The organism is Dysgonomonas sp. (genome assembly GCF_035323175.1).
Taxonomy (GTDB): Bacteria; Bacteroidota; Bacteroidia; order Bacteroidales; family Dysgonomonadaceae; genus Dysgonomonas.
Map to the genome: position 1 here is coordinate 1 of NZ_DAOKYH010000025.1, position 13,096 is coordinate 13,096.

A 13,096-nucleotide genomic window follows, 5' to 3' on the forward strand; every position below is an offset into this window, starting at 1 on the left:
CCGAAATATACAATCACCTTAAACAAAACTACTTAATTGATGATTGTTTTTTCGAGAAGTATTTGCAAAATGGCGTCAATCCACATTCTTCACATTTTGGCTTGCGAGCCAAGCATACATATCTGCCATGTAATATCAGCCAATGATGTGCTTTCGATAAATATCGAGAAGGGATATATTTTATCAATTCACGTTCTGTTTGAGCCGGATTTTTTGAGTTATCTGTTAATCCTATCCTATTAGACACTCTGAACACATGCGTATCAACAGGCATAGCCGGCTTATTAAAAGCGACTATAAGCATCACATTGGCAGTTTTGCGCCCAACCCCGGGTATTGACTCCAACTCCTCCAAAGTATCGGGAACTTGGCCATTAAAATCAGCCATAACCTTCTTTGCCATCCCAACAAGATTCTTCGCCTTGTTATTGGGATACGAAATGCTTTTGATATATTCATAAACATCATCCGGAGAAGATACAGCTAAAATCTCGGGGGTTGGGAATGCTTCAAAAAGTGCAGGAGTAACCATATTAACCCTCTTGTCGGTGCATTGAGCAGATAGAATAACCGCAATCAAAAGATGGAATGGACTATCATAGTGGAGTTCGGTATCCACAACCGGCATATTTTTATCAAACCAGTCTATCACACGTTCGTATCGTTCTTTCTTTGTCATATAATAATTAGATAAAAACACAAAATCCCCTATAGTTATAACTATAAGGGATTTTTTATAATTTAAGTTTTAATAATTACCAGAATGCAACCCTGTTGTCTTTTACATTCATTTTTTCTTTCAGAACCAACATTGCCTGAGACATCAATTGATACATGTTGCTTTGACGTATCATTTGTTTTGACTGTGCCGGGTCGAATGTCGCTGTATTTTCAGTCTTGCTTGTTACATCTATAACGTACACTCCCGATTTACCTTTCTTAGGAGCTTCCAGTTTGTTTACTTGTCCATGTTTTGCATATACGTTCAACAACGGCTCGTAACCAACACCCGAGATATTATTCGTTTGGAAAGTAACAAAGTTTACAGTATCAACTCTTCCTGCTATAGCCTGAGCATATCCATCTAGTGAAGTCAAGTTTTTAGCTTTCAGATCAGCAATTATTTTTTCTGCCTTTTTATCATTAATTAATTCAGCTTTCAACATTGCTGAAACTTCTGATACCGGCATATAATCACCGCTTATTTCATTCTTAACTACAGCAATTATTCTCTTGTTGGTAAGATTATCAAATTTCTTCACAGACCCAACTTTATTATTGAAAGCCCAAGATATAACTTGACGAGAACCTGCAACCTGCCCCAATAACATATCAGACGGAGAAACAACTGCATTTGATATAATATTATATCCTTTAGTTAATGCAGCATTATCGAAATTCTGAACATTTCCGTTTTCAGCAACAAATTGGTTCAACTCGTTATCTACCGAGTTTTGAGTCTTATCACTAACAATCACCGGCATTTGTATAAGTGCAATCTTAACTTTTGCAACAGGATTGGTTTTATCTTCAACACGTACGATTTGTGTCTGACCATTTATTGACACATTGAAAACATCGCCTTTAGCTGCTCCGAAGCATTTTTTGATCAAATCTCCACCGGCACTAGCCAAAGCCATTTCTGTAGCCCAGCCAATATTACCGCCATTTGATCCCGGCATCAACTCATTTGCTAGAGCAGAAAAGTCTTTACCTCCTTTAATTACATTTAGCAAACTATCTGAAATATGAGTTGCAGTAGCCTGATCCAAGCCCTGAGGTAATGGAATCATCTGTAGTTTTACAGAGTCGGCAGCAGAAGTTCTGTCAACCAGCTTATACATTATATATGATTGCTCGTTGCGTTCAGGTCCGTTTACTTGACCAATTGTAGCTGTTTGAGCAAATTCTTTCATATCTGCAGGTAAAGTATTTACCGAGATAAATGCATCTACATACTGATTGTTTGAATATTCATTAACAAGTAGTCCAGGATTATCTGTTGCTACAAATTTATCATGAATAGCATTGATTTCTTTTTCTACAGCAGCATAATCTTCATCACTCGGAACAACATCTTTTACAAAGTAAGAGATCTTACGTAATTCAGATTCAAGCTTAAAGTTGTTTTTACGTTGATCGTATAACGCTTTAATATCCTTATCTGTTACATCCTTAGCAACTAAAGAGTCTGCGATAGAAGTATATTTTTGTACAACATACGAGATGCTGGCTTGTGTCTTAGAGTCATCAAAAGCCGATTTAGCTTCTGTGGCTGTAGGAATCACAATACCTGCAACTATAGCTGAATATTTTTCTTCGAGACGTTGATATTTCATCATATTCTGGATAAATGTCCAGATTTCTCTCCTTGCCTGAATTTCAGCCCTTTGATTTTCAGGTAAATTAGTATCATCCTGAGAGATAGTTTGTATGAACTGATTTAAAGCCGCTCTTTCGAATTGACCTGTTTGAGGATTAACGAAGAATGGTATCTGATGTAGTATCGGAGCTACGTTAGGTCCTGTAACCATATCATTCAATTCTTCTTTGGTCACATTTAAGCCAAGTTGAGCAGCCTGCTTGTCGAGAATAATCTCTTTCACCATTTGTTGGTAAACCATTTCGCGAATTTGCAAAGTAGCATTTTCGTCCAATGAGTTCTGTCCAGACATTATTTTCTGAAAATGTTCCCACTGCGCAATCCTATCTGCATACTGCTTAGTTGTAACAACTTCACCGTCTACAGTGAATGCTTTATCCTTACTTTTGTTTATAAAAGAAGATATTTCGCTCCAAGGGAGGACGAATGCCAATAGTCCGAGAGCGATAACTCCGATCAAGAGACTCGATTTGCTTCTAATTTTCTGTAAAGCAGCCATTTAAATAAATTATTATTTTATATTATTAGTTATTTTATTTACAATTTATAACTTTTTGCGCACGAAGATAATAAATTGAGATTGAATTTCATTCATAATTGAATAACTATTCTTTCTTTTCCTCATTGTTTTGATCATCTGCATTCGCTTCTTGATCTTCATTGTATGTTATTGGCGAGTCTTTCACATTCCAGAATCGATATTCTGTCATTTGTTGATTTGCCTCAAACCCACCCATACCGTGCAAAGTCATTTTATCAGGTCTAAAAACTTCTACATATTTCTTTGAATACACTTTCTGCTGACGCTGATCCCAAAATAATTCTTCGCTCTTAAAAGTTTCGTTAAGTCTATTACGAATTACCACATTCCCTTTCCATCTCCAGATTTTCCGGCTAGTATAATTCCAAGCCGAATCTGATTTTACTGTAGCGACAACATTAAAGACTGTATCCAATTGCTCGAAATAAAAACCATGAGGAAAAAACCAGTGAGGATCTTTTGCCCTATCGAATATTTCCCATGTTTTAGCAATCACTTTATATCGTATGAGCCCCGAATCGGATATTAACATGGTTACACTATCCGTATTCAAAGAGGGAACCTTATCAGCATCATAATGGAGGTCGACAGTACTCTTTACTTCTTCTTTACAGGATATAAAAAAGAAAGCCATAACAGATAAAAATACTGTTACAACCGATAGATTCTGTCGTGTCTTTAACTGTTGCATTTTAAAAACAAGTAGCCCCAATGTATTATTGAGGCTGAATATAGAGTTATATTTTGTTAGTCAATTTTCTTACGGAAGAACCAGAACTCATTAATATTCACATTTAGAGAAACTCCAAAATATTCTTCGGCAATCATGGTTTTAATCTGTGGCTTAATCTTCTTATATTCGAAGTTTAAATTAATATATGAAACCCTTCCTCCCAGATTATCCCTTATCGGGAAACCAAATCCAAGGGTTGCACCATATTCTTTATATCCTTCTACCTTTTTCGTAGAGGCTTCGGTTACATTCAAATAAGAATTACTATAGTTAAGCCCTCCTCTGAATTTTATTTTTTTGAAGAAACTTCTGTCATACGGATCAATCATATATTCGGCACCTACATTGTACCTCCATCTATTATTGAAACGTTCACTGTCGGACAGTTCATCTCCCATGAGTGAAGAGTATTTCACTCCATCCCATTTCTGGTAGGTAATATCAGCTCCTACAACAAGCCTTTCGTTACGTTTCCATGTAAATCCGGCTCCATATGTTTCAGGAAGACCTGCACTGATTCCATTCTGAGTAATGGTGTCACCGCTGGCAATACCTCCTGCTACATTCAGTTCATAATGATAATTTGTATAATCTGCTTTTGAGTTTATCTTAGGAGAATATACAGCACCGACTGTAAAGACATCTTTCTTCGAAACAGGGAATTCATATTGAACACCAATATCAAATTTAGCGGACTTTATAGACAGTTCGGTATAATCGGTAGAAGTATAACTATTTGTACCACTAGAGCCTACAGAAGGAAGACTTCTTGTGTGGTTCATCGTACCAAAAAGAAAAGACGCATTTGCTCCTACAGAGAATCCTTTCAATGGAGTAGAGTAACCTAGTCCTCCATAAACCTGGCTTAGGCCGCCCGATCCGGTGAACGATTTTGTATAAGTTACAGTAGTACCACCGCTTGCAGTCTCTGTTGATCCGAATTTATATCCTACAGAAGAAAAAGGAATTACTCCAAAGCTCATACCTAGTCCCTTTTTGAGTGGTACTAAGATTGTGATATAATCCAATCCTCCACTGTAATGAGAATCTGAATTTGTGCCGTCACTAAGCTTACCCTTATTAAATGACACTCCCATATCAAATAAAAATGTAAGAGAGTCTACTCTCGAATACGAAGCCGGATTGAGAGGGTTTGCACTTTGGCTATTACGCAAACCATATCCGATGCCTCCCATCGCCTTAGACGCACCTACATACTGATCTCTCAGAACTCCATAACCATACCTACTGTAAGGGGAATTTGTTTGTGCCTCTATTGAGCATACCATAATAGCCGAAACGGCAAATAAAAGAAGTACTTTTCTCTTCAACATTATAAAATATAATATACAATTTATCTTTACTCTATCGGGGTATTATATCCCGATGAAAATTACATCTGTTCTTGTCAAACTATAATTCACCATTCTATAACAAAAAAACGAACACTTTATTATTTATAGAGGATAAATTATCTTGGATTTTTTATGGTTCGAAAGAAAATATACTATGAAAGTTAAAACATAAATATAGTATATGCCATAATTCTATAATCCAGTCACAAAGTCTCTTCAGATCTTAATCAAATTTGTGCAAAGTAAATTAAAAAAACTTAGTTAAGCGAGTTTTTAAATAAAATGTCATATTTTTTTTGCCTTAAAAAGGTTAATTATCCTTATTTTGATACCTTTGTGAGTGACTTGAAAAATAATGAGAATACGAGATAAAAACTTCATAAACAATAAGTATTATCAAAAACTAGAACCGTTTAAGGACATCATCTGGTTCTTGGCACTTTTCCTGATATTCGAATTCATATGGAAGCTTTTTGTCCATATAGGAGATGATGAAAAAATACTATTGGTATTGGGTAAAGACCTCACTCGATACACCGAAGGTTTTTGCTTATGGACTGCCGAAACAATTTTCTGGTTGATTCATGATGTTTTAGGCAATCATAATTTTTTCATCAATGGAACTGTACTTCAGTTTGAAGGCTCTATACCCATCGATATAGTTTGGGGCTGTACGGGCCTGAAACAACTATTCATGTTCACATTTATTCTCACATTTTACTTTGGGCCGATAAAGAAGAAATTGTGGTATTTGCCCATGGCATTGCTTATTCTGTTGATTGTAAATATCCTTCGCCTTATTTTTATCTTCTATATTATAAAAGATCCATTTCCCGAGTGGTTTATATCAGTAAACGAATGGTACAATAACCGTACATGGAGTAACACGAGAGAAAATTATTACCAGTTCTACAAAGACTGGTTCAATGTGTTCCACCGCGATATATTCACATGGATATATTATGATGGTGTTATATTTATCCTCTGGCTTATATGGGAAGAAAAGATAAACAAGCCTTTCTCCAGACTGAAAGCAAAAATATCAAATTAACATCTTTACGATACTATTTGAATCGTCTACCTCTGAAGCGCATGTTATACAAAGGCTGAATTATATCCAGAAGCGGAAGAGAAAAATAGAATTTCCCCGAGAAAAAGTATTGAGAAGATTTGTTCAGGATAATCAGTTGAGTCGTTAATCTTAGCAAGAACAAGAAAACAGAAAGTCCGAGCAAAGCCCACTGGCTGAAAAATATACTATATACCACTAAGGCAATAAACAGTAAATAAAAAGCACTACGGGTAATTGCTTCAAGCGAAAACAATGCCGTCACTCGCTTATTCAGATATGGGCGTATAGAACAGAATGATCTTTTAATTTGTCGCCACAGGGATAAGCCTTCTATATCTGTTTCCATAAAGCTATCTTGCACTAGAGAAACAGATGTATTTGACTCGTCCATAATGCGGCTTATAAAGAGGTCTTCCCCACTCTCTATGTTCAATAGTGAAGCATATCCTTTATGATCAAAGAATAAATGCTTACGAAAAAGAAGATTGCGATAATTGCCTATATATGGTTTTTTATTCATGACGGAACATATACACTGCATACTAAATAGTAAGTTATCGAATCGAGCTAAGCGATTGAAGAACTTCTTGTTCTCTTTGAAGCACGAATACCCCAACACAACATCTTTATCAGAAGACAATTCATTCACCATCGAAGAAATCCAGTTCTTGGATACAGGCTTACAATACGGCTCGGTAAAAAGCAGAATATCTCCCGTTGCGGCTTTAACACCTATCGTCAAAGCCAATTTACGCCTATCCATCTTTTTATCATTCGAATAAGGAAGATAGGTATGGTATAAATTAGGATAACGCAGTTCTAATGATCTTAACAACACATCACTTTCATCGGTAGACCCATTATTGACGACAATCACCTCATAATCAAAAAATTCTTGCTCTAATATAACAGGTAAATTTTCCGACAAACTATCTACCTCATTCTCAGAGACAATTATGACCGACACTTTCTGCATAAGCTGAGTTGCTTTACCTATATCCTCAGTCTCTTTTGTAGCCCGTCTATATGGCTTTCTATAATACAGAAAGTAATAAAGCAACTGTATTATAAATAAAAGAACAAAGACAGAGAACCCAACAATCTCAGTCAGATTAAATTCGAAAGATGATAGTATTTCAGTCATTCCTATAGTGTGTATTATGAAAGGCCTTTAAACGATACAAGAGTCATACCGTAGTACGACCCTTGAAACATTATATGATAACGTACATTATTTAAATTTTATCAGAGAAATAAGATTTAGGAATATCTCTGCAATTGTATTGAGATGCCATTATTTCACCGTATGCTCCGGCAGAACGTAACACCAACAAATCTCCTCTTTTAGACTCATTCAGTTCGTAGTCTTTTACAAACACATCCGATGATTCGCAAATAGGCCCTACAACGTCATACTTCTGTATGGGTAAGTCGGAAGATATATTTTCCACCTTATGATACGCCTGATAAAGAGCCGGACGTATAAGATCTGTCATACCGGCATCTACGATAACAAAAGTTTTGCTTTCGCCGTGTTTTACATAAGTAACTTTGGTCACCAACGAACCGCACTGAGCAACAATGGCTCTTCCCAATTCGAAGTGAACAACTTGCCCGTCTCTCAACTTTAGTCCTTTATGGAATAACTCAAAGTAGCGTTGAAAATCAGAAATCGGATTTGCGTCCGGATCTTCATAATCGATACCAAAACCACCGCCGACATTTATATTTTCAAGCTTCATTCCTTTAGCTTCAAACAAGTCCTGTAGTTCGTTTATACGCTCACACAAAGGATCGAATGTATGCACATCTTCGATTTGTGAACCTATATGAAAGTGAATTCCAATAAGCTTAAGGTTCTTCAACGACTTAAGTACCTCGATTGCATTATCAAGGTGAGCCATACTGAATCCAAACTTATTTTCATTTAGACCTGTAGTGATATATTCGTGAGTGTGCGCATCTACATTCGGATTGATACGAAGAGCTACTTGTGCTGTTTTACCTTTCTTGGCTGCCAACTCATTTAAAACAACGAGCTCAGGCATCGACTCTACATTAAAGCAGAAGATATTGAGGTCTAAGGCCAAATTTATTTCTTTATCGGTTTTCCCAACACCGGCAAAAACAATCTTCGACGCAGGAAACCCTGCTGTTATTGCTGCCTTCACTTCATTTCCGCTTACGCAATCGGCACCAAAGCCTTCTGAGGCGATCAATTCCAATATCCTGCGATTAGCGTTTGCTTTTATGGCATAGTGTTGAATAAATCCATATTTTTTAGTTTCTTCTTTTACGATTTTCAGTGTTCTTTTCAACAAGTCTGTATCGTAATAGTAAAAAGGTGTCTCTATACCTTTCAGTTTATCAACAGGAAAATTTCCTTTTGTCATTTGAAATTAGAAAAATTAATTAAACAATTTATCATTTAATATTTGAAGTGTTCTCTCTTTATCTTTTTTATATATAAGGAACGAAAAATTATATCTGCTACCCCCATAAGACAACATTCTCACCGGAATTTCTTTCATGGCACCCATAATATCTACCGATATACCTGAGTCTTGCGACTCCAGGTCGCCAATTACCGATACAATTACCATATCAGGATCTACTGATACAGTTCCATATTTTTTCAGATCATCTACAATAGCCTGAAGGTTACGGTCGTCATCGATTGTCAATGATACTCCTACCTCCGAAGTTGCCAACATATCCAGTGATGTCTGATAATTTTCGAAAACTTCTGCTATTTTACGCAAAAATCCATGGGCAAGCAACATTTTCCCCGACTTTATCTTTATCGCAGTAATATTATCTCTTGCACCTACCGCCTTTATCACATTTGCCTCTGTTTTGTTAGATATAAGCGTACCTGCCGCATCAGGATATTGAGTATTCTTTAAACGAACAGGAATATCAGCAAGTTTAGCAGGGAGAATACTTGATGGGTGAAGTATCTTAGTACCAAAGTACGCAAGTTCTGCCGCCTCATCAAAATTCAGCTGGCGGATAGGCGTTGTTGTTTTTACATAACGCGGGTCGTTGTTCTGCATAGTGTCTACATCTGCCCAGATTTCTATCTCTTCGGCATTTGCAGCTACACCGATCAATGATGCACTGAAATCACTTCCGCCCTTACGCAAGTCGTCTATTTCGCCATAAGCATTTTTACAAATATAGCCTTGTGTGATATACAAATCAGCACCTTTAGACTCTTCAAGCAATGCCGATAGTTTCTCTTTAATATATACAGGATCGGGAGTTGAGTTTTTATCTGTGCGCATAAACTCTAGCGCAGGGATCAATACAGCATTTACCTTCTTATCCAACAGATACAGATGGAATAGTTCGGAGCTTATCAATTCACCTTGAGCTAACACTACACGCTCTTCGAAGAGTGTGAACAAGTCTTTGGTAAATGTACGGATATAATCAAACTTGGAAGTCAAAAGCTCATGCGCCAGTTTTTTAGACTCTTCGTTCTCGAAAAGAGAGTCAACCAGTTCTACATATTGCTTTTCGAGCCCATTTATTATTTCTATTGCTCCTTCTTGGTTCTTTTTATATAGGTAATCGGATATCTCAGTCAAAGCTTCGGCCGTGCCACGCATAGAAGATAACACAACAATATTGCCATTATCCTTCACTACAATATCAGCCACTTCTTTTATTTTGTCAACAGTAGCTATAGATGCACTTCCAAATTTTTGAACTTTCATATTAGTACCTTATTTATAAATATTAGCCGTAACCAAGATGCAAAAGTACAAAAATTTTTGAGCCTTCATTTCAGATTTACACATATATTTACAATCAAGCTCTATTTTTATCAAAAAAATACACAATAGTCTATTTTAATTCAAAGCGATAGCTTAAAACAACTACACCACCACACAAACCAACAACCAAGCATCTGATTGTAAATCGATTAACATTATAAAACATCAAATTCCATTTAATATATTTCTGTATTTAACAAAAAGACTTTACCTTTGCAGCCGAAAATCAAAACAAGGATATGCTAAGCGTAGTATTATTTGTTTTGTATCCCAAAAATTGGGAGAGCCATATTCTATTTCTGTGAGGCATTGGGATAAGGCTTTAGTGGTAACCAAATAATTATTTTATGAAGTATGCGAAGTATTTCTTGTTTGTAGGTATTGCTTTAATCGGCTTATCATCGAATACAACAAGAACTTCTGGGCTTTCTTCGGAAGGTATTTATCCGGGAAACCTGTTCCCTGATATCAAGAATTTAGAAAACAAATCAGGGACAAAAATGAACCTGTCTGATCTGAAAGGTCAAAAAATATTGGTAAATTTCTGGGCTGCTTATGACGCCTCTTCACACAAGGACAATGTACTTTTTGCAAATGTAATAGAGAACAAAAAGTATCCTGTGAGAATGGTGTCAGTATCTTTCGACAAGAATGAATCTGTATTTGAAAGAACGCTGACTATGGATCGCATAGATGCGAAGTATCAGTTTATAGCAAAAAACGATGCTTATTCAAGCTTATACGATCATTACCAATTGAGGAAAGGATTTAAGAATTACTTAATCGATGAAAACGGAGTAATTATGGCAATGAATCTTTCGCCCAACGATTTAGATCAGTTATTGAAAAAGAATTAATTGATTTCATTTATTATAAAGCGTTTCATTTCCAGAAAATGAGACGCTTTATTCTTTTTATTTTTATCTTGCAGCGTAAATCACAACAAGAATGGCAAAGCGACAAAATACACAAGTCAACAAAGGCATAATAGCAAAAACACTAGACTGGGCATACTCTAAAGCCGTAAGCGGATTTACCGGAGTAGACTCTGCGTACGATTTGGGCAATAGCTACCTCGCACAACAAGGGTCACTCGAAGCCCAGGTAGACTCCCTGATTAAATGGCAAGTAGCCAAAGCAGCAACAAGCGGTTTTGTGACAGGGCTGGGAGGAGTTATGATAATGCCGCTGACGGTGCCGGCTAATATAGCCAGCGTAATTTATGTTCAGATACGAATGATTGCAGCCATAGCATACATGGGAGGACACGATATTCGCGAAGACAGGGTAAAGTCGCTAATTTATATATGTATGGTAGGCAACGGAGCCAAAGAATTACTGAAAGATGTGAGTGTAAAAGCGGGAGAAAGGCTCGCAGCCAAAATAGCAGAAAAAGTGAGTACCAGCATAGCAAGCAAAACAGGGGAAAAGAGTGTTACCTCCTTAGGTAAAGCCGTGCCGGTATTGGGAGGCCTAGTCGGCGGTTCATACGATGCTATAACAACAAGAGTAGTAGGCAAAGTGGCCAAAAAGATTTTTATTGACAAACAAACTTCAGAAAAAGACTAAAACCAAACTAAAGCATCAGTCAAAAACATATTCCGTTGATAATACAAATCTTACCCCTTGCTTTTTTGCTTTATCAAAAATAGCCTTGGCATTCTCATTACCCGGATTTATCCAAGACATGCAATCTGTGAGAACAGTAACTTTCTTTGCCAACTCATCGCTTTCATCGAGAATATCATCCAAAGAGCTTGCAACACAATAGTCTGCCGCTTCACCCATCAACAACACTTCATCGAAAGCATTCAGTACCGATAACAGGGTTCTATTCAAGTGTGTTCCCACCTCATTCTCCCACTCTACTGCCGCTCTAAAAATACTATAATGTTCTGTTGATTGTGAATATCCTTTATAGAACAACTCATACGAATGTGCATTATCAATAGCCCACTGGGTCAGGCTGTCTGTCAATACCTTATTGATTGCCCATCCCTCTGTACCCAATATACAATGCATAGGCCATATGGTGCAAACACCTCCTTTGGCCTCCAGTTGCTCAAGATAAGGAAGCGCCTTTTCTTTATTAAATTGAGGAATCCAAACTCCTTTTCTAACATCAGAAGCGGTTATCAAAGAGAACAGAGCCGGACGATTGCCTAGCTCTCCTTTCCAATAACATTGATGTGCAATATGAATCGGCTGATGAGAATCCAATGTAAGTGCTATATAAGAGATTTGCTCCTGATTCTTTAATATAAAATCAGCCATACGTTTCACGTCGGCATCCGCACCTTTCACAAACAGTTCTCCTGTTGGTAAGGTAAAATCATTTTGGATATCAACACCCAGTATAGCTACTTTTTTCATAATCTCCTGTATTTGTTCAATATTATATTAGCTCTTACAAAGATACGACAAAAGGTAACAAAAGTAACACATATTACACAGTTTCTACCGTGTCACTTTGGGTAATTACTTATCTATTTTACCACACTAATGAAGGGAGTAACAACCTTTATCTAATTTAGATAAATATAATCAGAAATGATAAAAATGCCGTATCTTCAAGCAATAAAATGGCTCTTATGCAAATACATATAAACAAAGGTGTTTTCTATTCATTTAAGATAAAAGACAGAAAACGATTAGAATCGGGCATTCTCCTGGTTGAAGGAGAAGATTGGGTACTGATCAGCAGTATTTTTTCTGATTATATAGTGGATGGTTATATGCTCATTAATAAAAAGTATATAACATCTATACACAGAACCGAAAAAGAGATGTTTACCGAAAAGGTACTGAAAGCTTCTGATAAAACCGACATTGTACCATACATAGATATACCTCACTTATCGATAGACTCTCTTTTCAAATGGCTTGAAGACAAACATATTGTTTTTCAGATAGACAACAGGGATGAGAACCAATGCTGGATAGGTAAAATATTAGACTCGACCAAGAAATCCATATTCCTTACACCGCTTACGCCTAAAGGAGAATGGGACAGGGCTTTATATTACGCTTTTCGCAAAGCCAATGTTCGTATCATTTCTTTCAATAGTGATTATATCAATTCACTAATGGCATATAACAAAAAACATGTTGAAGAGAGTGAATGATAATCTAAAATAATAAAATATGCAGCTTTACAAATAATACACAGACTAAATACTTATTAAATAAAAAATAAGATGAAATGGGGAAATTTAAGACTTTTTGTTCCC

Annotated in this window: 12 protein-coding genes; 4 read left to right on the plus strand and 8 right to left on the minus strand. The window is 36.5% G+C overall.

Annotated features, from left to right (window positions below; genetic code table 11):
• Positions 1-28 precede the first annotated feature (28 nt).
• The 4 genes from nth to bamG all read right to left on the minus strand — a co-directional run bounded on the left by nth (position 29) and on the right by bamG (position 4,991).
• Positions 29-679, minus strand: coding sequence for an endonuclease III (gene nth / locus PKC55_RS16735; protein ID WP_324373590.1), 651 nt, complete (start codon positions 677-679; stop codon positions 29-31).
• Between the two features lie 76 nt (positions 680-755).
• Positions 756-2,882, minus strand: a complete 2,127-nt coding sequence (locus PKC55_RS16740) for a peptidylprolyl isomerase (protein WP_135105269.1) — start codon at positions 2,880-2,882, stop codon at positions 756-758.
• Positions 2,883-2,988: 106 nt separating this feature from the next.
• Entirely contained in the window at positions 2,989-3,615 is a 627-nt protein-coding gene (lptC, locus tag PKC55_RS16745; RefSeq protein WP_228093850.1) for an LPS export ABC transporter periplasmic protein LptC, read from the minus strand.
• A 56-nt stretch (positions 3,616-3,671) separates the two neighbouring features.
• Positions 3,672-4,991: a beta-barrel assembly machine protein BamG gene (bamG, locus tag PKC55_RS16750; protein WP_252638048.1), complete on the minus strand. Its 1,320-nt coding sequence runs from the start codon at positions 4,989-4,991 to the stop codon at positions 3,672-3,674.
• Between the two features lie 376 nt (positions 4,992-5,367).
• Between bamG and PKC55_RS16755 the strand changes: the two genes are divergently transcribed.
• On the plus strand, positions 5,368-6,063 hold the full coding sequence (locus PKC55_RS16755) for an archaeosortase/exosortase family protein (RefSeq protein WP_252638049.1): 696 nt from the start codon (positions 5,368-5,370) through the stop codon (positions 6,061-6,063).
• Between the two features lie 13 nt (positions 6,064-6,076).
• Here PKC55_RS16755 and PKC55_RS16760 read toward each other — a convergent pair whose 3' ends face one another.
• The 3 genes from PKC55_RS16760 to PKC55_RS16770 all read right to left on the minus strand — a co-directional run bounded on the left by PKC55_RS16760 (position 6,077) and on the right by PKC55_RS16770 (position 9,806).
• Positions 6,077-7,228: a glycosyltransferase family 2 protein gene (locus tag PKC55_RS16760; RefSeq protein ID WP_291125682.1), complete on the minus strand. Its 1,152-nt coding sequence runs from the start codon at positions 7,226-7,228 to the stop codon at positions 6,077-6,079.
• Positions 7,229-7,319: 91 nt separating this feature from the next.
• Positions 7,320-8,477 (minus strand): diaminopimelate decarboxylase, encoded by a 1,158-nt coding sequence (lysA, locus tag PKC55_RS16765; protein ID WP_135105264.1) that lies wholly within the window; start codon positions 8,475-8,477, stop codon positions 7,320-7,322.
• 15 nt (positions 8,478-8,492) lie between these two features.
• Positions 8,493-9,806, minus strand: a complete 1,314-nt coding sequence (locus PKC55_RS16770) for an aspartate kinase (RefSeq protein WP_283687102.1) — start codon at positions 9,804-9,806, stop codon at positions 8,493-8,495.
• A 407-nt stretch (positions 9,807-10,213) separates the two neighbouring features.
• Here PKC55_RS16770 and PKC55_RS16775 point away from each other — a divergent pair, with 407 nt between their 5' ends.
• The gene (locus PKC55_RS16775) at positions 10,214-10,723 is read left to right on the plus strand and encodes a peroxiredoxin family protein (protein WP_291125679.1); all 510 of its coding nucleotides are present in this window, start codon (positions 10,214-10,216) and stop codon (positions 10,721-10,723) included.
• 91 nt (positions 10,724-10,814) lie between these two features.
• Positions 10,815-11,435: an EcsC family protein gene (locus PKC55_RS16780; protein WP_291125677.1), complete on the plus strand. Its 621-nt coding sequence runs from the start codon at positions 10,815-10,817 to the stop codon at positions 11,433-11,435.
• A gap of 15 nt (positions 11,436-11,450) precedes the next feature.
• Here PKC55_RS16780 and PKC55_RS16785 read toward each other — a convergent pair whose 3' ends face one another.
• Positions 11,451-12,239: a cysteine hydrolase family protein gene (locus tag PKC55_RS16785; RefSeq protein WP_291125674.1), complete on the minus strand. Its 789-nt coding sequence runs from the start codon at positions 12,237-12,239 to the stop codon at positions 11,451-11,453.
• 218 nt (positions 12,240-12,457) lie between these two features.
• Between PKC55_RS16785 and PKC55_RS16790 the strand changes: the two genes are divergently transcribed.
• Positions 12,458-12,991 (plus strand): hypothetical protein, encoded by a 534-nt coding sequence (locus PKC55_RS16790; protein WP_291125672.1) that lies wholly within the window; start codon positions 12,458-12,460, stop codon positions 12,989-12,991.
• Positions 12,992-13,096: the final 105 nt, after the last annotated feature.

Excerpts from the sequence above, each read along its gene's own strand:
- nth (WP_324373590.1), bottom strand. The coding sequence starts at position 679 with ATGACAAAGAAAGAACGATACGAACGTGTGATAGACTGGTTTGATAAA.
- PKC55_RS16740 (WP_135105269.1), bottom strand. The coding sequence starts at position 2,882 with ATGGCTGCTTTACAGAAAATTAGAAGCAAATCGAGTCTCTTGATCGGA.
- lptC (WP_228093850.1), bottom strand. The coding sequence starts at position 3,615 with ATGCAACAGTTAAAGACACGACAGAATCTATCGGTTGTAACAGTATTT.
- bamG (WP_252638048.1), bottom strand. The coding sequence starts at position 4,991 with ATGTTGAAGAGAAAAGTACTTCTTTTATTTGCCGTTTCGGCTATTATG.
- PKC55_RS16755 (WP_252638049.1), top strand. The coding sequence starts at position 5,368 with ATGAGAATACGAGATAAAAACTTCATAAACAATAAGTATTATCAAAAA.
- PKC55_RS16760 (WP_291125682.1), bottom strand. The coding sequence starts at position 7,228 with ATGACTGAAATACTATCATCTTTCGAATTTAATCTGACTGAGATTGTT.
- lysA (WP_135105264.1), bottom strand. The coding sequence starts at position 8,477 with ATGACAAAAGGAAATTTTCCTGTTGATAAACTGAAAGGTATAGAGACA.
- PKC55_RS16770 (WP_283687102.1), bottom strand. The coding sequence starts at position 9,806 with ATGAAAGTTCAAAAATTTGGAAGTGCATCTATAGCTACTGTTGACAAA.
- PKC55_RS16775 (WP_291125679.1), top strand. The coding sequence starts at position 10,214 with ATGAAGTATGCGAAGTATTTCTTGTTTGTAGGTATTGCTTTAATCGGC.
- PKC55_RS16780 (WP_291125677.1), top strand. The coding sequence starts at position 10,815 with ATGGCAAAGCGACAAAATACACAAGTCAACAAAGGCATAATAGCAAAA.
- PKC55_RS16785 (WP_291125674.1), bottom strand. The coding sequence starts at position 12,239 with ATGAAAAAAGTAGCTATACTGGGTGTTGATATCCAAAATGATTTTACC.
- PKC55_RS16790 (WP_291125672.1), top strand. The coding sequence starts at position 12,458 with ATGCAAATACATATAAACAAAGGTGTTTTCTATTCATTTAAGATAAAA.